We start from the raw sequence: 18,044 nt of genomic DNA, 5'->3' as shown, positions 1-18,044 counted from the left end.
TTGTGCGACCAGACCACCAACACCACCAGCCAGATCGAGGGCAAGAAGGTCAAGGCGTACGCGGTGACCACGCTCAAGCCGCTGACGACGCCGGCGCTCAAGGACCTGCCGACGCTGGACGCCTCGGGGCTCAAGGGCTTCCAGGTGACGATCTGGCACGGGCTGTACGCGCCCAAGGGCACGCCGGCGCCGGTGCTCAAGAAGCTCAACGATGCGCTGAAGACGGCGCTGAAGGACCCGGACTTCATCAAGCGCGAGGAGGCGCTCGGTGCGGTGGTGGCGGCGGACAAGCGCGTGGAGCCGGCCGAGCACAAGAAGTTCGTGCAGTCCGAGGTGGCCCGGTTCGGGCCCGTCATCAAGGCCGCAGGCGTCTACGCAGACTGACGCCATAGCTGCCGAGCGCAGCCAGAGGCTGCGCCGACGCCCCGGGAAACTACGCGTCGGCGCGCCCGGGGCCGATCCATATCATCGCTGCGCTCAGCGCCAGACCGCTCTCCATGATCTCCTGCCAGTGCGCCCGTATCCGCCTGCACATGCCCTTGCCGACATTCATTCCGTTCCCACGCGTGGCGTGAACGGAAGGGCGGCGGCCATCGACGCGCAGGCGGCACCGGTCGATGGCTCCGTCGGGAAGCTGCGCAGCGCCGGCGTGTCCATGTCCTTCATTCCCAGCAGGCGCGGACTCCTCGCCACGCTGTGGCTGTGCCTGGTCGCCGCGGGCGGCAGCCTCGCCTACCTGGTCGGCGAGAGATCCGGCATCCACCAGCTCCAGCAGGGCACGCGGCACCGCCTCGAGATCTACGCCAACAGCCTTCGCAGCGAACTCAGCCGCTACGAGTACCTGCCGCAAGTCATCTCGCTGAGCCCTTCCGTGCAGGATCTGCTGCGCAACCCCCGGGATCCCGGCGCACAGCTCGAAGCCAACGTCCACCTGGAGACGGTGAGCGCACATGCCCGGGCTGCGGCGATCTACGTCATGGACGCGACGGGACTCACGTGGGCCGCGAGCAACTGGAACCAACCCGGCAGCTTCGTGAACAGCAATTTCTCGTACCGGCCCTACTTCCAGGACGCCATGCTCGGGCGGCCCGGCCGCTTCTACGGGATCGGCACGGTCAGCCGCGAACCGGGCTACTACTTCTCCTACGGCATCGTCGACGGGGACCGCAAGGCGGGCGTGGTGGCCGTCAAGGTCAACCTGGACAAGCTGGACGAGGCCTGGGACAGCACGGCGGACAAGGTGCTCGTCATCGACGGCAACGGCGTGGTTTTCCTGTCCTCCGAGCCGAGCTGGAAGTACGGGACGCTGCGCCCCCTGTCCAGCGAAACGCTCCGTGACCTGGCACGCACGCGCCAGTACACCGAAGCAGGCCATCTGCAGCAGATCGACATGCGCGAGCACAAGCCCCTGTCGGGCGGCGAGAGCACCGTCGTGCAACTGCGCCAGCACGCGAACGACTCCTTCGGGCCGGACCACCTGCTCGACAGCCGCCAGGTCGACGGCACCGACTGGAAGCTCATCATGCTTTCGGACATGCGCCCGGTGCGCGCGCTCGCCCGCAGCAGCGCCCTGGCCTCGGTGTTCGCCCTGGTGTTCCTCACACTGCTGACGCTGTACGTCCAGCAGCGCAGGCGCATCGTCCGCCAGCGCCTCTCGGCGCGCGAGGCCCTGCAGGCGGCCTACGCCGAGCTGGAGCACAAGGTCCGCCTGCGCACCGAGGCGCTCAGCCAGGCCAACCTCCACCTCCAGACCGAGATCGCCGAGCGCCAGCGCGCCGAGGAAGCGCTCAAGACCACGCTGGACGATCTCGTGCAGACCGGAAAGATGGCCGTCCTCGGGCAGATGTCCGCCGGCATCACCCACGAGCTCAACCAGCCCCTGGCGGCGCTGCGCACCCTGTCGGCCAATGCCATGGTCTTTCTGGCACAGGGCCAGACCGGCCAGGTGGACCTGAACCTGCGCACGATCTGCCAGTTGACGGACCGCATGGGCGAAATCACCGCCCAGCTGAAGAAGTTCGCGCGGCGCTCCGGCGTGGTGCTGCAGCCCGTGGCGCTGGCCGGCGTCATCGCGGATGCGCTGTTCCTGCTGGGCCAGCGCATCCGGGAAGAGAAGATCGCCATCGAGCAGAACGTCGAACCGGGCCTGACGGCGCTGTGCGAAGGCAACCGGCTGGAGCAGGTGCTCGTCAACCTGCTGGCCAACGCGTTCGATGCCACGGCGGCAGCCGGCGCGCCGAGCCGGCGGGTCCGCATCTGCGCCCGCGGCACCTCCTATGGCGTGGAACTGCAGGTGCACGACAACGGCACCGGCATTCCCAACGACGTGATGACCCGCCTGTTCGAGCCCTTCTTCACCACCAAGGAGCAGGGGCTGGGGCTGGGCCTGGGCCTGGCCATCTCGGCCGGGATCCTGCGTGATTTCGGCGGTCACATCCGCGCCGGGCAGAGCGATCTGGGCGGCGCCGTCTTCACCATCCACCTGCGCGACGGCTGCCGAGGCAACGCCCATGATCGAACCCAAGGAACTTGAAGTCCTCTTCGTCGAGGACGACGCCGCCGTGCGGCTGGGAAGCACGCAGGCGCTCCAGCTGGCCGGCCTGCGCGTCTCGGCGCTCGGCTCCGCCGAGCAGGCCATCGCGCAACTGCGGCCCGGATTCGCCGGCGTCCTGGTCACGGACGTGCGGCTGCCGGGCATCGATGGCCTGGCATTGCTCGCGCGGGCCCTCGAGGTCGACCGCACCCTCCCCGTGATCCTGGTGACCGGCCATGGCGACATCACGATGGCGGTGCAGGCCATGCAGGGGGGCGCGTACGACTTCCTCGAAAAGCCGTTCTCGCCCGAGAAACTCACCGACGTGGTGCAGCGGGCCCTGGAGAAACGGGCGCTGAGCATGGAGGTCGACTCGCTGCGGCGCCGGCTGGAGGGCTACGAATCCATCGACGCCAGGCTGCTCGGCCGCTCCTGCGCGATGCAGCGGCTGCGCAGGCTGGTGCTGGACGTGGCGAACTCGGACGCGGACGTCCTGCTCCTCGGGGAAACCGGGACGGGCAAGGAACTGGTGGCGCGCTGCCTGCACGACTGCAGCCGGCGCCGCGCAGGCAACTTTGCCGCGATCAATTGCGGCGGCATGCCCGAGGCCCTGTTCGAGAGCGAGATGTTCGGGCATGAGGCCGGCGCCTTCACCGGTGCGTCCAAGCGGCGCATCGGGAAGGTCGAGCATGCGTATGGCGGCACCCTGTTTCTCGACGAGATCGAGACCATGCCCATGAACCTGCAGGTGAAGATGCTTCGGGCCCTGCAGGAGCGGCAGTTCGAGCGCCTGGGCTCGAACGAACTGCGTCCCATGGACAGCCGCGTCATCGCAGCCACCAAGGCCGACCTGCTGGAGGCCGCCCGCGAAGGCAAGTTCCGGGACGATCTCTACTACCGGCTCGGCGTCGTGGTGCTCCAGCTTCCGCCGCTGCGGGAGCGCCGCGAGGACATCCCGCTGCTCTTCACGCACTTCACGATGCAGGCGGCGCTGCGCCACGAGCGCGAACTGCCCTCGGTCGCGCAACGCCATCTCGAGGCACTGATGAACCACGCGTGGCCCGGCAACGTGCGGGAGCTGCGCAACATCGCCGACCGCTTCGTGCTGGGCCTGTGGGACGGCGATCCCGACTTCCAGGGCACGGAGCCGTCCACGCGCACGCTCGAGGAGCAGGTCACGCAGTTCGAGCGCTACCTGATCCAGGAGGCGCTGGAGGCCTGCGGCGGCAACGCCAGCGCGGCGGCCGAACGGCTCAGGATCCCGCGGAAGACGCTCTACGACAAGATCCGGCGGCTGGGGCCCATCGCGTCGGCGGGCCCGCGGGGCGAGACGCAGGCCCGCATGCAGCGCCGGGCCTGACATGGCGCACGCCCGCTTCGCCCGGATGCGCACGCCTCATCGCAATGCAACGGCTGAAGGGCGGAAGATCGCCTTGTTCGCGTAGAACCCGGGCCGGCAGTTGTCGCGGTGCCAGCCCGGCACGCCGAACACGGGCAGCGGCGTGAAGGGTTTGGAGAGCAGGTGACAGGGATCGAGGGCCGCCGCGATGGCGGCGTCGTCGGGCGCCACGGACCACGCCCGATGCCCCGGCAGCACGTGCGCCGTCGCGGACAGTTGCCCGCGCTGCACTTGTTCCAGCAATGCGTGTCCGAAGACCAGCACGCGTGCGTCGGCCCATCGGTGCCGCAGGTCGATGAAGAGCCCGCGCCAGTCGCGCGCCAGAAGCGCCCGCCACAGCTCGGGCGGCGCATCGAGCACCGCGCCGTTCTCGTCGAACAGCGTCAGCGCATCGCGCAGCGGCCCGCGCGTGGGACCGACGCCGCGGCGCGCGATCTCCGCCGCCTGCAGCTCGTTGAGCCGCCGCTTGGCCCGCGGTAAGGCCAGCCACACCAGGCCGTTGAAGAGGTCGTGCAGGTTGTCGCGGGTGGGAACGGCGCCGGTGCGGTGGATGAAGGATTCGTAGGGCTCGCCGGCGGGCAGCGCCGCCTGCGGGACGAAGCGGGGCGCCGGCGACGCGCCCGCGGCCTGCCGCAGCGCCTGGTGCACGGCGGCGCCGTCGCGCAGGCAGGCCAGCGCACGCCTGCCGTGGTCGCCGCAGGGGGCGAATGCCGGCTGCCGCCAGTCGATCTCCGGCCAGGCAGGCGCGGCAGGCGTCATGCGGCCGCGGGACCGGCCGCGGCGCGCTTGTCGCGCACCGACACCCTGGGCGTGCCTTCGTCGCGCATCTCGAAGGCCTGGGTGGCGGCCAGCAGCTTGGTCAGCGTGGCGTAGCCGTAGTTGCGCGCGTCGAAGGGCGTCTTGTTGGCGATCTGCGTGCCGACGGCACCCACCTTGGCCCAGCCGTCCTCGCCCTGCACCGCCTTCACGGCGTCGCGCAGCAGGTTCATGAGCCGCGCGTCCTGGCGCAGCTGCGGCGTGGGCACGCGCAGCGTCATCGGGCGCGCCGGCACGCCGGGCGCGGCGGGCCCGGTCGGCGCCGGTACTGGCGCGGCGGCCGCGCCATCGGCATCCGGCTCGATCGGCGTGGCGGCGGGCGCCGCCTCTTCGCCCAGCGCCTCCAGGTACAGGAAGCGCGAGCAGGCGTTGACGAAGGGCTTGGGCGTCTGCGCCGCGCCGAAGCCGTAGACGGCCGCGCCCTTGGAGCGCAGGTGCATCACCAGCGGCGTGAAGTCGGCGTCGGAGGAGACGATGCCGAAGGCGTCGGGCCGATCGGTGTAGAGCAGCTCCATCGCGTCCACCGTCATCGCCATGTCGGTGGCGTTCTTGCGCTTGGAATAGTCGAATTGCTGCATCGGCCGGATCGCGTACTCCAGCAGCACGTCCTGCCAGCCCGCCAGGGCGCCCTTGGTCCAGTTGCCGTAGGCGCGGCGCACGTTGATGACGCCGATGGTGGACAGCTCGGTCAGCACCTCGTCGATCTTGGCCGCCGGTGCGTTGTCGGCGTCGATGAGCAGCGCGATGCGCTGGGTTTTTTCGGTGTCGGTCATCGGCCGTGCCTTTGCTCAGACGAGGCGCCAGCGCATCGCTTCGCCGCCGCGCAGCGGCTTGAGCGTCGCCTCGCCGAAGGGCACCGCCTCCGGCACCGTCCACGCCTCGCGCTTCAGGGTGATGGTGTCGCTGTTGCGCGGCAGGCCGTAGAAGTCGGGGCCGTGGAAGCTGGCAAAGCCTTCCAGCCGGTCGAGCGCGCCGGCGTCGTCGAAGGCCTCGGCGTACAGCTCGATGGCGGTGAGCGCGGTGTAGCAGCCGGCGCAGCCCAGCGCGTGCTCCTTCAGGTGCGCCGGGTGCGGCGCGCTGTCGGTGCCGAGGAAGAAGCGCGGGCTGCCGCTGGTGGCGGCCTCCACCAGCGCCAGCCGGTGCACCTCGCGCTTGAGCACCGGCAGGCAGTAGTAGTGCGGGCGGATGCCGCCGGTGAAGATCGCGTTGCGGTTGTAGAGCAGGTGGTGCGCGGTGATGGTCGCGGCCGTCACGTCGCCGCCCTCGTCGCGAACGTAGTGGGCGCCCTCCTTCGTCGTCAGGTGCTCGAAGACGACCTTCAGGCCGGGAAAGTCGGCGCGCAGCGGCTTCATCACGCGCTCGATGAAGACAGCCTCGCGGTCGAACAGGTCCACCGCCGGGTCGGTCACCTCGCCGTGCACCAGCAGCAGCAGGCCGTGCTTCTGCATCGCCTCCAGCGTGGCGTAGGTCTTGCGGATGTCGGTCACGCCGGCGTCGCTGTTGGTGGTGGCGCCGGCCGGGTAGAGCTTGAGCGCCTTCACGCCGGCCGCGGCGGCGCGGGCGATCTCCTCGGGCGGCAGCTTGTCGGTGAGGTAGAGCGACATCACCGGCTCGAAGCGCGCGCCTTCCGGCACGGCCGCCAGGATGCGTTCGCGGTAGTCCAGCGCCTGCTGGGCGGTGGTCACCGGCGGGCGCAGGTTGGGCATGATCAGCGCGCGGCCCATCTGGCGCGCGGAATGCGGCACCACGGCCTGCAGGCCGGCGCCGTCGCGCACGTGCAGGTGCCAGTCGTCGGGACGGGTGATCGTGAGGGTGTCGGTCATGGCGGCGGATTCTCCCATCGGGGCGGGCGGCAATTCATGCCGGCGCGGCCGGCAGGGTGTGCAGCCTCGCCTCGACGCGGCCGCCCGCGATGCGCAGCTCCGCCGCCGAGACCGGCAGGCGGAAGCGCCGCGGCCCGGCACTGCCGGGGTTGACGTACAGCACACCCTCGCGCCGCTCGATGCGCGGCTGGTGCGAGTGGCCCGTCACCACCACCTGCACGCCGGCGGCGGGCGGCGCGGCGCGCAGGTCGGCGATGTCGTGCACCACGCACAGGCGCACGCCGGCGAGTTCGCGCTCCACGCGCAGCGGCAGCGCCTCGGCCCAGGGGCCGTGGTCGTTGTTGCCGCGCACGGCCAGCAGCGGCGCCAGCGCGGCCAGGGCGTCGAGCGTGGCCGGGTCGCAGATGTCGCCGGCATGGACGATCGCGTCGCTGCCGCGCAGCCAGTCGAGGGCTTCGGGGCGCAGCAGGCCGTGGGTGTCGGAGACGAGGCCGATGCGGGTCATCCCCCGACTGTCGCCAAGGCGGCCCTTCATGGAAAGCCCCCATGCTGCGAAGGGATGCCACCCGCTACGATCGCGCGTCGATTTCTTCCTGCCCGCGGGCGGCCCAGCAAGGCCCGCGGACGCCGTTCCCGACCTCATGTCCTCCGCCCCCGAGCCCGGCGCCCAGCTGGACGCCGCCAGCCCCCTGCCCACCGACATCCCCGCCGCCGACGAGCCCGTGAAGGTGCCCCTCGCCATCGAGGACTGGGCCACCGTCGTCATCATGGGCCTCTTGGCCTGCATCACCTTCGCCAACGTGCTGGTGCGCTACTTCACCGACCAGTCCTTCGCCTGGACGGAGGAGTTCTCGGTGTTCCTGATGATCCTGCTGGCCATGATCGGCGGCTGCGCGGCGGTGGCGCGCGACCGGCACATCCGCATCGAGTACTTCAGCGAGTCCGGCTCCAGGGCGCGGCGCCGCCGCCTGGCGCAGTTCGGCGCGGCCATGGTGGCGCTGCTGTTCTTCCTGATCGCGGCGCTGTCGGTGCGCATCGTGTGGGACGACTGGCGCTTCGAGGAGACCTCGCCGGGCGTCGGCCTGCCGCAGTGGTGGTACTCGATCTGGCTGCCGATCGTGTGCACCGGCATCGGCCTGCGCGCCGTGGGCCTGTTCATCCGGCGCAGCCGCATGCCGCAGGAAGAAGAAGGGCAGGAGCGGCCATGATCGCGACGCTGCTGTTCGTCGCCTTCCTGGCGATGATGCTGCTGGGCGTGCCCATCGGCGCGGCCCTGGGCCTGGCGGGGGCGGCCTGCATCGCGCTGGCCAATGCCGACGCGCAGTGGTTCGGCCTGCTGGCGGTGCCGCAGAACTTCTACGCCGGCCTGGGCAAGTACCCGCTGCTGGCGATCCCGATGTTCGTGCTGGTGGGCTCCATCTTCGACCGCTCCGGCGTGGCCCTGCGGCTGGTGAACTTCGCCATCTCCATCGTCGGCCGCGGCCCGGGCATGCTGCCGCTGGTGGCGATCGTGGTGGCGATGTTCCTGGGCGGCATCTCCGGCTCCGGCCCGGCCAACGCGGCCGCGGTGGGCTCGGTGATGATCGCCGCCATGTCGCGCGCCGGCTACCCGGCCTCCTACTCGGCCAGCGTGGTGGGCGCGGCGGCGGCCACCGACATCCTGATCCCGCCGTCGGTCGCCTTCATCGTCTACTCGGTGCTGGTGCCGGGCGCCTCGGTGCCGGCCCTGTTCGCCGCCGGCATGGTGCCGGGCGTGCTGGCCGGCCTGGCGCTGATCGTCCCCGCGGTGTGGATGGCGCGCAGCCACAACATGGGCCAGCTCGAATCGAGCCTGCCGCGCCCGCCCTTCTGGAAGAGCCTGCGCGAGGCCGTCTGGGGCCTGGCCGCGCCGGTGCTGATCCTCGGCGGCATGCGCATGGGCTGGTTCACGCCCACCGAGGCGGCCGTGGTGGCCGTGTTCTACGGCCTGTTCGTCGGCATGGCGATCCACCGCACGATCCGGGTGCGCGACCTGTTCGTCATCCTGCGCGAGTCGGGCGAGCTGTCGGCGGTGATCCTGCTGGTGGTGTCGCTGGCGGGCATCTTCGCGTACTCGTTGTCCACGCTGGGCGTGATCGATCCCGTGACGGACGCCATCGTCCATTCGGGCCTGGGCGAGTACGGCGTGCTGTCGCTGCTGATCCTGCTGCTCATCACGGTGGGCATGTTCCTCGACGGCGTGTCGATCTTCCTGATCTTCGTGCCGCTGCTGTGGCCCATCGTGCAGCACTACCAGTGGGATCCGGTGTGGTTCGGCGTGCTGCTCACGCTGAAGGTGGCGCTGGGCCAGTTCACGCCGCCGCTGGCTGTCAACCTGATGGTGTCCTGCCGCATCGCCGGCGTGCGCATGGAAGAGACGGTGCGCTGGGTCGGCTGGATGCTGGTGGCCATGTTCCTGGTGATGGTGGCCGTCATCATCTGGCCGCAGCTGGCGCTGTGGCTGCCCCACTACCTGGGTTACTGATTGACCGATTTTTTCGACGACCGAAGGAGACGAAGCATGACATTCCGACGCACTTTGCTGGCCCTGGCCACCGCCACGGCCGCCATGACCACCCTGATGGCCCTGCCGCAGGCCGCCCTGGCCCAGGGCAACTACAAGAGCGAATACAAGATGTCGCTGGTGGTGGGCCCCGCCTTCCCCTGGGGCAAGGGCGGCGAGATCTGGGCCAACCTGGTGAAGGAGCGCACCCAGGGCCGCATCAACATCAAGCTGTACCCGGGCGTCTCGCTGATCCAGGGCGACCAGACGCGCGAGTTCAGCGCGCTGCGCCAGGGCGTGATCGACATGGCCATCGGCTCGACCATCAACTGGTCGCCGCAGATCAAGGAACTGAACCTGTTCTCGCTGCCCTTCCTGATGCCCGACTACGCCGCCATCGACGCGCTGACGCAGGGCGAGGTGGGCAAGGACATGTTCGCCCGCCTGGAGAAGGCCGGCGTGGTGCCGCTGGCCTGGGGCGAGAACGGCTACCGCGAGCTGACCAATTCCAAGCACCCGGTGCGCACGCCGGCCGACATGAAGGGCCTGAAGATCCGCGTGGTCGGCTCGCCGCTGTTCGTCGACACCTTCACCGCGCTGGGCGCCAATCCGACCCAGATGAGCTGGGCCGACGCGCAGCCGGCCTTCGCCAGCGGCGCGGTGGACGGGCAGGAGAACCCGATGTCCATCTTCACCGCGGCCAAGCTGCAGAACGTGGGCCAGAAGAACCTGACGATGTGGGGCTACGTGGCCGACCCGCTGGTCTTCGTGGTCAACAAGGAGGTGTGGAACTCCTGGACCAAGGCCGACCAGGACATCGTGCGCCAGGCGGCGCTCGACGCGGGCAAGCAGGAGATCGAGATCGCGCGCAAGGGCCTGGTCGAACCGGGCCAGCCGCTGCTCAAGGAGATCGCCGCGCTGGGCGTGAACATCGTGCAGCTCTCGCCGGCCGAGCGCGATGCCTTCGTCCAGGCCACCAAGCCGATCTACGCCAAGTGGAAGCCGCAGATCGGCAACGCGCTGGTGGACAAGGCCGAGAAGGCGATTGCCGCACGCAAGAAGTGAGCGCCCGCGCGGCGCCCGCCGCGCACGCCTCTTCCGACGAAGCCCCGCAGCCGCGGGGCTTCTTCGTTTTCAGCGCAGCAGGTCGCCGCTGGCCTCGGGCTGGAAGGCGACGGCCCGCACCTGCAGCGCCGACACCCGGCCGTCGGGCGCCGTCCAGCGCGCGACGTCGCCCGCGCGCAGCCCCAGCAGCGCCGTGCCGGCGGGCGACAGCACCGAGATGCGGCCCTGCGCCGCGTCCGCCTCGTCGGGATAGGCCAGCGTGATCTCGCGCACGGCGCCGTCGCCGGGCTCGGCCACCTGCACGCGCGAGCGCATGGTCACCACGTCGGGCGCCACGGCGTCGGAGGCGACGAGGTCGGCGTTGTCCAGCAGGTTCTGCAGCGCCTCGTGCTGGGCGGCGTGGGTGTCCAGCCACTTGCCGATGCGCACGTGGTCCAACTCGGTCAGCACGCGCACCGCCGAGGCGGGGGAAGAAGAAGAGGAAGAAGAGGAAAGCGAAGAAGAAGACATCACACGACTCCAGAAAGACGAACGCCGGGTCGGAGCCCGGCGATGCGATGTGGCGAGGAGGAGGTGAAGGGTGCTCGCCGGGCTCAGGAGGGTGCGGTCGGTTGCAGGCCGCGAAGGCGCTGGCTCGCGCGCAGCGCCGCGCCCGCCCGCGAGGCGGGCATGGGCATGGACGAGGCGGCGGGGCGGGTCATGGGGCCGATTATCGGTGGCCGGCTCAGTGCTGCAGGATCTTGTTGAGGAAGTCCTTGGTCCGGGGCTGGCGATTCTCCGGATGGGCGAAGAACTCGTCCTTGGAGCAGTCCTCCAGGATGCGGCCGCCCACGTCAATGAAGATCACCCGGCTGGCCACCTTGCGCGCGAAGCCCATCTCGTGGGTCACGCACATCATGGTCATGCCTTCCTTGGCCAGGCTGACCATCACGTCCAGCACCTCGCCGACCATTTCCGGGTCGAGCGCGGAGGTGGGCTCGTCGAACAGCATCACGATCGGGTCCATCGACAGCGCCCGGGCGATCGCCACGCGCTGCTGCTGGCCGCCGGAGAGCTGGCCGGGAAACTTGTCCTTGTGCGCCATCAGGCCGACGCGGTCGAGCATCTTCAGCCCGCGCGTCTTGGCCTCGTCCAGGCTGCGGCCCAGCACCTTGACCTGCGCGATGGTCAGGTTCTCCGTCACCGACAGGTGCGGGAACAGCTCGAAGTGCTGGAACACCATGCCCACCTTGGAACGCAGCTTGGGCAGGTCGGTCTTCGAGTCGTTGACCCTGATGCCGTTGACCACGATCTCGCCCTTCTGGATCGGCTCCAGCGCGTTCACCGTCTTGATCAGCGTGGACTTGCCCGAACCCGAGGGGCCGCACACCACCACCACGTCGCCCTTGTCGATGCTCACGTTGCAGTCGTTGAGCACCTGCACGGGCCCGTACCACTTGGAGACGTTCTTGATTTCGATCATTTTTTCGGCCATGGATAGCTCCTTGCTTCTGTGTGCGTCCAGTGGGTCAGCGGATGATGGCGATCTTTTTATGCAGGCGCTTGACCAGCCAGGACAGCGCATAGCAGATGATGAAGTAGATGACGGCCGCCAGCAGGTAGCTCTCGATCGGGCGGCCGAAGTTCTTGCCCGCCGTCTCGAAGCCCTTGAGCAGGTCGTAGGCGCCGATGGCGTAGACCAGCGAGGTGTCCTGGAACAGGATGATGGTCTGCGTGAGCAGCACCGGCAGCATGTTGCGGAAGGCCTGCGGCAGGATCACCAGCGTCATGTTCTGCCGGTAGGTCATGCCCACGGCCATGCCGGCGAAGACCTGGCCGCGCGGGATCGACTGGATGCCCGCGCGCATGATCTCGGAGAAGTACGCCGCCTCGAAGGCGATGAAGGTGATGATGGCCGAGTACTCCGCCCCGATCGGGCGGCCGATGGCCAGCGGCACCAGCAGGAAGAACCACAGCAGCACCATCACCAGCGGGATCGAGCGCATGCCGTTGACGTAGATCGCCGCCGGCGTGTCCAGCCACTTCTTGCCCGACAGGCGCATCAGCGCCAGCAGCGTGCCGAAGAAGATGCCGCCGAGCGTGGCCACCACCGTGAGGAAGACGCTGAAGTACAGGCCCTTGAGGACGTAGCCGCTGATGACGTTCCAGTCGTAGAAGCCGAAGTCGAGGTTCAACATGTCAGGCCTCCCGCCGGGCCGCCCCAAGGGAGGCTTGCGCCCCCTCGGGGGGCAGCGAATACACGAAGTGATGAGCGTGGGGGTACCGCATCAGTGGCCCCCCGTCCCGCCGGCAGCCACGAAGCCCGGCACGCGCGCCCGCTTCTCGATGAAGGCCATGATGCGGTTGATGGCCAGCGCGGAGATGACGTAGAGGACGGTGACGCCCAGGTACATCTCGATCGGCCGCGCCGTTTCCTCGCCGGCCTGCATGGCGAACTGCGTCATCTCGGCGATCGACACGGCGAAGGCCACCGACGAGTTCTTGAAGATGTTCATCGACTCGCTGGTCAGCGGCGGGATGATGATCCGGTAGGCCATCGGCAGCAGCACGTAGCGGTAGTACTGCATGGTGGTGAAGCCCACCGCCATGCCGGCGTAGCGCTGGCCGCGCGGCAGGGCCTGGATGCCCGAACGCAGCTGCTCGGCAATGCGCGCCGAGGTGAACAGGCCCAGCGCCAGCACCACCAGCACGAAGGGCGGCACGTCGCGCATGGGCGCGATGATCGCCGGCACCACGTGGTACCAGAGGAAGATCTGCACCAGCAGCGGGATGTTGCGGAACAGCTCGACCCAGGCGTTGCCGAAGCGCACCAGCCAGGGGCTGTCGGGCAGGGTGCGGATCACGCCGATGATCGACCCCACGATCAGCGCCACGGCCAGCGCGGACAGGGACACGGCCACCGTCCAGCCCCAGGCCGAAAGCATCCAGTTGAGATAGGTGTCGACGCCACCCGTGCCGAAGCACCCGGGTATGACGGTTCCATCGATGGTGTCCTTGCAGAACACCTGCCAATCCCAGTTCATCGGGCTCTCCTCAACTGCTGATGTCGCGTTCCAGAAACGGCAAACGCCCGCCACGGCGGGCGGGCGTTTGCGGGATCGGCATGGCCGATTACTTCGCGGCGAACTCTTCGGCCGGCTTGTTGTTCAGGTTGGCCCAGGCTTCCTTGGTGGCGTCGGACAGCGGCAGGCCCAGCGCGACGTTGTTCGGCGGCACCGGCTGCACCATCCACTTGTCGTACAGCTTGGCCAGCGAGCCGTCCTTGACCTGGCGCTCGATGCTGGCGTTGACCGCCTTCAGGAAGGCGGTGTCGCCCTTGCGCACCATGCAGGCGATGGGCTCGACCGACAGCTCGGGGCCGACGATGGCGTAGTCCTTCGGGTTCTTCGACTTGGAGATGTTGGCCGCCAGGATGGAGGCGTCCATCACGAAGGCGTCGGCACGGCCGGATTCGAGCAGCAGGAAGCTGTCGGCATGGTCCTTGCCGTTGACTTCCTTGAACTCCAGGCCCTGGGCGCGGCGGTTCTTGCGCAGCAGCTGCACGGAGGTGGTGCCCGTGGTGGTGGCGATCGTCTTGCCGTTGAGGTCCTTCAGGTCCTTGATGCCGGAGTTGGCCTTGACCGCGACGCGCACCACTTCCATGTAGGTGTTGTAGGCGAAGTCGACGTCCTTGGCGCGGGTGGCGTTGTTGGTGGTGGAGCCGCACTCCAGGTCCACCGTGCCGTTCTGCACCAGCGGGATGCGGTTCTGCGAGCTCACCAGGGTGTAGTTGATGTTCAGCTTCTTGCCGACGTCCTTGCTCAGGTCGTCGACGATGCGCTCGGCCATCTCGGTGTGGAAGCCCACGTACTTGCCGTTGCCCAGCGTGTACGACAGCGCGGAGGAGTCGCGCACCCCCAGGCTGATGTTGCCACTGGCCTTGATCTTCGCGAGGGTGTCGTTGGCCTGTGCGAACGCGCCGCTGGTGGCGAGCGCCGCAATGGCGAGAACCAGTGCTTGCTTTTTCATGAAGAGCTCCTTGGGATGACTAAGGGAAACAGTTGGAAATTCTAGACACACGTGTTGATGGGGAATACCCGTAGCCACCCGGGTGCACGGTGCGCCCGCTCCCCAATCGGGTGCGCAGGCCGGCGGCGACACCGGGACGCCAGGGTTTAGCAGCCTCCATGCCATGCCCTCCTGCAGGCCCGGCTTCGTCAGCCGGATCGCAGGCCTTCCGGGCTTGCACGGCGCGTCCCACCAGCGAAACGGCGCACTGTAAGACACGCCCGCATGGCGACCAATGCCGGTTGCGAGAGCCGCAATGCGCGGTGCACATAGTTCATCGGTGTTGACCCGGATGGCCGTGCGCCTCAGCGCGGCGCCCGCTCGGCCCCGGTCTGCACCAGGTAGGCCCATAGCGCGTCGGCGGCGCGGCGCGGCGCCAGGCCTGCCCCTTCGGCACTGCTGGCAGCTGCGGCCGGCCGCTCGCGGTAGGCATGGATCTCCATGGTGGCCTCCAGCGGCCCGGACTCCGGCCCGAGGGCGCTGACCAGCTTGCGCGAACGCACCTCCTTGCGCACCGCGCTCTGCGGCAGGAAGGCGACGCCGTGGCCTTCCAGCGCCATCACCTTCAGGCCCTCGGCCATGTCGGTCTCGTAGACCCGGTCGAGATGGATCGGCGTGCGCGAGGCCTTGAGCAGCTGGTCGACCACCCGGCCGAGGTAGGCGCCCGGCGCGTAGCCGAGGTAGGGCAGCGGCCGGCCGGGGCGGCCGGGCAGCTGGTAGCGCGGCGAGCCGTCGGCTTCGGGCCGCACCCACGGTGCCACCACTTCCTCGCCCAGGTACACCTTCTCGTAGCGGTTGGCGTCGAGCTGCAGCGGCTGCGAGGGGTGGTGGTAGGAGATCAGCAGGTCGCAGTTGCCTTCGACCAGGCGCAGCACGGCGTCGTGCACGTTCAGTGCGATCAGCCGGCTCTTGAGCGGTCCGAACTGCTGGCGCAGGCTGGTGACCCAGGCCGGGAAGAAGGTGAAGGCCAGCGTGTGCGGCACGGCGAACTCGACCACGTCCTGCGCCACCGCCGTGTGGCCGCGCAGCATGGCGCGCGTGCTCTGCAGCGACTGCAGGATCTCCAGCGCCTGCGTGTAGAGCGTCTGCCCGGCGGGGGTCAGGCGCGTCGGGTACGAGCTGCGGTCCACCAGGTCGGTGCCGGCCCATCCCTCCAGCGCCTGGATGCGGCGCGAGAACGCCGGCTGCGTCACGTGCCGCAGCTGGGCCGATCGGCTGAAGCTGCGGGTTTCGGCGAGGCTGACGAAGTCCTCGAGCCACTTGGTTTCCATGAGCGGCGATTATGGTGCGCGGTACCCTCGGGTTTCCTCGCATCGCTGCCACCACGCCCGCCATGAACGACGCCGACATCCTGAGCCTGGACGCCACCACGCTGGCCCGCCGCCTGGCCGCGCGCGAGTTCTCCTGCCGCGAGCTGATGGCCGCCGCGCTGGCGCGCATCGGGGCGCTCAACCCCCGCTTCAACGCCCTGGTGTCGCTGCGCGACCCCGAGGCGCTGCTGGCCGAGGCGGACGAGCGCGACGCGCAGCTCGCCCGCGGGGAGCGCCTGGGCTGGATGCACGGCTTCCCGCTGGCGGTGAAGGACCTGAGCCACGCCGCCGGGCTGCCGACCTCGATGGGCTCGCCGCTGGCGCCGAGGAGCCCGGCGCGCGCCGACAGCCTGCACGTGGCCCGCGCGAAGGCGGCCGGCGCCATCGTCATCGGCAAGAGCAACACGCCGGAGTTCGGCCTGGGCTCGCACACCTACAACACCGTCTTCGGCACCACCCGCAACGCCTGGGACGAGACGAAGAGCGCCGGCGGCAGCAGCGGCGGCGCGGCCGTCGCGCTGGCGCTGGGGATGATGCCGGTGGCCGACGGCAGCGACATGATGGGCTCGCTGCGCAACCCGGCCGCCTTCAACAACGTGATCGGCTTCCGGCCCTCGCGCGGGCGCGTGCCCAGCTCGCCGGACGAGGACCTGTTCTTCCAGCAGCTCGGCACCGAGGGGCCGATGGCCCGCACGGTGGAGGACGCGGCGCGCCTGCTGTGCGTGCAGGCCGGCTTCGACGCGCACGTGCCGCTGTCGCTGCCCGGTGCCCTGCCCACCGCCGACGCGCTCTCGCTCGACGCCGATGTGAAGGGCCGGCGCATCGGATGGCTCGGCCCGGTCTGGCCGGACCTGCCCACCGAGCCCGGCGTGCTCGCCACCTGCGAGCAGGCGCTGTCCACCTTCGCCGGCCTGGGCTGCATCGTCGAGCCCTGCACGCTGGACGTGCCGCGCGAGCAGAACTGGACGGCCTGGCTGCGCCTGCGCCAGTTGCTGGTGGGCGGCAAGCTGGGCGCGCTGGCGGCCGACCCGCGGCACCGCGAGCGCATCAAGCCCGAGGCACTGTGGGAGATCGAGCAGGCCCGCCACCTGGATGCGGCCTCGCTCTACCAGGCCTCGATCTACCGATCGAACGTCTACCGCGCCTTCGTGCGCCTGTTCGAGCGCTTCGACGCGGTGGTGGCGCCGACGGCGCAGGTCTTCCCCTTCGACGCGCAGCGGCACTGGCCGGACGAAGTGGACGGCGTGAAGAGCCAGACCTACCACCACTGGATGGAGATCGTCACGCCCTTCACCCTGGCCGGCCTGCCGACGCTGAACCTGCGCGCCGGCTTCGGGCCGCAGGGGCTGCCGATGGGCCTGCAGCTCGCCGGCCCGGCGAACGCCGACCTGGCGGTGCTGCGGCTGGGCCACGCCTACGACCGGGCCTGCCCCTGGACCGCCCTGCGGCCGCCGGTCCTGGCATCAGATCGGTGAAACCACCCCGCGCCCGCTGAAGTGCCCCTCGGCGTTGGCCATGAAGCGGTCCACGCTGGCCTGCGTGGCCTCCGGCGACCAGCCGGCCACGTGCGGCGTGATGAGCAGGTTGTCCAGGCCGATGAGCTGCTGCGGCGGACGCGGCTCGCTCTCGTAGACGTCCAGCCCGGCGCCGGCGATGCGGTGTTCGCGCAGGGCCGCCGCCAGCGCGTCGGTATCGACCACGCTGCCGCGCCCGATGTTGACCAGCCAGCCCTGCGGACCGAGCGCATCCAGCACCTCGGCGCCGACCAGATGCTGGGTGGCCGGGCCGCCCGGCACCGCGCACACCAGCACGTCGCACCAGCGCGCCAGGGCGATCGGGCTGTCGAAGTAGCGGTGCGGCGCGTCCTCCACCGGCCTGCGGTTGTGGTAGCCGACGGGCATCTCGAAGCCCGCCGCACGCTTCGCGATCTTGCGGCCGATGCCGCCCAGTCCGAGGATGCCGAGCTTCTTGCCCGAGACGTTCGGCGGCTGCGCGATGGACTCGCGCCACACGCCCTCGCGGCACTGTCGGTCCAGCGCATGGAAGCCCCGCACGGCGCCGATGATCAGCCCGAAGGCATGGTCGGCCACGCAGTCGTCGTTGGTGCCGGCGCCGTTGGCGGTGGCGATGCCGCGCGCGCGCAGCGCCTGCATCGGCAGACCCTCGTAGCCCACGCCCATGCAGCACGCCAGCTCCAGCGCGGGCATGGCGGCCAGCTCCTCTTCCGTCAGGCCGATGGTGCCGATGGTGAGCACGGCGCGAAAGCGCGCGCCGTGCTGCGCGACGGCGGCGGCGCGCTCGGCCGGCGTGGGCGCATAGGTGAGGTCGTAGACCGCGGCGATCTGCGCCCGGTGCTCGGCCGCGAGGCCGTTGAGGACCAACAGGGGAATCTTCTCTGACATCTGCATCTGCTCCATGAAAAATGGCCCCTCGGCCAACCGCTTCGCGCTTGCCCGATCCCCCGAGGGGATGCTTTTTCATCTTGGGGCGGCCCGGCGATGAAAAATGGCCCCTCGGTCAACCGCTTCGC

At 69.7% G+C, this 18,044-nt stretch carries 18 protein-coding genes; 7 read left to right on the top strand and 11 right to left on the bottom strand.

Features of this window, described 5'->3' with window-relative positions:
- The 3 genes from Q392_RS24155 to Q392_RS24145 all read left to right on the top strand — a co-directional run.
- On the top strand, nucleotides 1-384 hold a 384-nt coding region (locus Q392_RS24155; protein ID WP_038213768.1), incomplete at its 5' end, for a tripartite tricarboxylate transporter substrate-binding protein.
- 187 nt (nucleotides 385-571) lie between these two features.
- Nucleotides 572-2,533, top strand: a complete 1,962-nt coding sequence (locus Q392_RS24150) for a sensor histidine kinase (RefSeq protein ID WP_051953918.1) — start codon at nucleotides 572-574, stop codon at nucleotides 2,531-2,533.
- Entirely contained in the window at nucleotides 2,511-3,893 is a 1,383-nt protein-coding gene (locus Q392_RS24145) for a sigma-54-dependent transcriptional regulator (protein ID WP_038213765.1), read from the top strand. Before Q392_RS24150 ends, Q392_RS24145 begins: the two co-directional genes overlap by 23 nt.
- A 36-nt stretch (nucleotides 3,894-3,929) precedes the next feature.
- Here the strand turns inward: Q392_RS24145 and Q392_RS24140 are convergent, their stop codons facing one another.
- From Q392_RS24140 to Q392_RS24125, 4 genes are read right to left on the bottom strand one after another with little or no spacing between them, the layout of a single operon-like run.
- Complete coding sequence (locus Q392_RS24140; protein ID WP_038213762.1) at nucleotides 3,930-4,691, bottom strand: DUF3025 domain-containing protein; 762 nt, start codon at nucleotides 4,689-4,691, stop codon at nucleotides 3,930-3,932.
- Complete coding sequence (locus Q392_RS24135) at nucleotides 4,688-5,521, bottom strand: NYN domain-containing protein (RefSeq protein WP_038213759.1); 834 nt, start codon at nucleotides 5,519-5,521, stop codon at nucleotides 4,688-4,690. The genes Q392_RS24140 and Q392_RS24135 overlap by 4 nt, the downstream gene beginning before the upstream one ends.
- A gap of 15 nt (nucleotides 5,522-5,536) precedes the next feature.
- Nucleotides 5,537-6,571 (bottom strand): dihydroorotase, encoded by a 1,035-nt coding sequence (gene pyrC / locus Q392_RS24130; protein WP_038213756.1) that lies wholly within the window; start codon nucleotides 6,569-6,571, stop codon nucleotides 5,537-5,539.
- Between the two features lie 34 nt (nucleotides 6,572-6,605).
- Complete coding sequence (locus Q392_RS24125) at nucleotides 6,606-7,076, bottom strand: metallophosphoesterase family protein (protein WP_038213753.1); 471 nt, start codon at nucleotides 7,074-7,076, stop codon at nucleotides 6,606-6,608.
- Between the two features lie 136 nt (nucleotides 7,077-7,212).
- Here Q392_RS24125 and Q392_RS24120 point away from each other — a divergent pair, with 136 nt between their 5' ends.
- From Q392_RS24120 to Q392_RS24110, 3 genes are read left to right on the top strand one after another with little or no spacing between them, the layout of a single operon-like run.
- Nucleotides 7,213-7,779: a TRAP transporter small permease gene (locus Q392_RS24120; protein ID WP_038213750.1), complete on the top strand. Its 567-nt coding sequence runs from the start codon at nucleotides 7,213-7,215 to the stop codon at nucleotides 7,777-7,779.
- Nucleotides 7,776-9,074: a TRAP transporter large permease gene (locus Q392_RS24115; RefSeq protein ID WP_038213747.1), complete on the top strand. Its 1,299-nt coding sequence runs from the start codon at nucleotides 7,776-7,778 to the stop codon at nucleotides 9,072-9,074. Before Q392_RS24120 ends, Q392_RS24115 begins: the two co-directional genes overlap by 4 nt.
- A 36-nt stretch (nucleotides 9,075-9,110) precedes the next feature.
- Nucleotides 9,111-10,157, top strand: coding sequence for a DctP family TRAP transporter solute-binding subunit (locus tag Q392_RS24110; protein WP_038213744.1), 1,047 nt, complete (start codon nucleotides 9,111-9,113; stop codon nucleotides 10,155-10,157).
- 69 nt (nucleotides 10,158-10,226) lie between these two features.
- Here the strand turns inward: Q392_RS24110 and rnk are convergent, their stop codons facing one another.
- The 6 genes from rnk to Q392_RS24080 all read right to left on the bottom strand — a co-directional run bounded on the left by rnk (nucleotide 10,227) and on the right by Q392_RS24080 (nucleotide 15,475).
- A complete protein-coding gene (gene rnk, locus Q392_RS24105; protein ID WP_051953917.1) occupies nucleotides 10,227-10,667 on the bottom strand; it encodes a nucleoside diphosphate kinase regulator in 441 nt (146 codons plus the stop codon).
- Between the two features lie 214 nt (nucleotides 10,668-10,881).
- A complete protein-coding gene (locus Q392_RS24100) occupies nucleotides 10,882-11,619 on the bottom strand; it encodes an amino acid ABC transporter ATP-binding protein (protein WP_038213774.1) in 738 nt (245 codons plus the stop codon).
- 46 nt (nucleotides 11,620-11,665) lie between these two features.
- Nucleotides 11,666-12,334: an amino acid ABC transporter permease gene (locus Q392_RS24095; RefSeq protein ID WP_038213736.1), complete on the bottom strand. Its 669-nt coding sequence runs from the start codon at nucleotides 12,332-12,334 to the stop codon at nucleotides 11,666-11,668.
- A 90-nt stretch (nucleotides 12,335-12,424) separates the two neighbouring features.
- Entirely contained in the window at nucleotides 12,425-13,180 is a 756-nt protein-coding gene (locus tag Q392_RS24090) for an amino acid ABC transporter permease (RefSeq protein WP_038213735.1), read from the bottom strand.
- An 88-nt stretch (nucleotides 13,181-13,268) separates the two neighbouring features.
- Nucleotides 13,269-14,165, bottom strand: a complete 897-nt coding sequence (locus Q392_RS24085) for an amino acid ABC transporter substrate-binding protein (RefSeq protein ID WP_038213731.1) — start codon at nucleotides 14,163-14,165, stop codon at nucleotides 13,269-13,271.
- Nucleotides 14,166-14,509: 344 nt separating this feature from the next.
- Entirely contained in the window at nucleotides 14,510-15,475 is a 966-nt protein-coding gene (locus Q392_RS24080; RefSeq protein ID WP_038213728.1) for a LysR substrate-binding domain-containing protein, read from the bottom strand.
- Between the two features lie 62 nt (nucleotides 15,476-15,537).
- On the opposite strand from Q392_RS24080, the gene Q392_RS24075 reads away from it, so the two are divergent.
- Nucleotides 15,538-16,989, top strand: coding sequence for an amidase (locus tag Q392_RS24075; RefSeq protein ID WP_038213772.1), 1,452 nt, complete (start codon nucleotides 15,538-15,540; stop codon nucleotides 16,987-16,989).
- Here Q392_RS24075 and Q392_RS24070 read toward each other — a convergent pair.
- Nucleotides 16,978-17,916, bottom strand: coding sequence for a 2-hydroxyacid dehydrogenase (locus Q392_RS24070; RefSeq protein ID WP_038213769.1), 939 nt, complete (start codon nucleotides 17,914-17,916; stop codon nucleotides 16,978-16,980). The two genes, Q392_RS24075 and Q392_RS24070, sit on opposite strands and share 12 nt — an antisense overlap.
- Between the last annotated feature and the right edge of the window lie 128 nt (nucleotides 17,917-18,044).

The organism is Xenophilus azovorans DSM 13620 (assembly GCF_000745855.1).
Taxonomy (GTDB): domain Bacteria; phylum Pseudomonadota; class Gammaproteobacteria; order Burkholderiales; family Burkholderiaceae_C; genus Xenophilus; species Xenophilus azovorans.
Note: the sequence above shows the minus strand (reverse complement) of the source record. Positions and strands in the feature narration are given on the sequence as shown.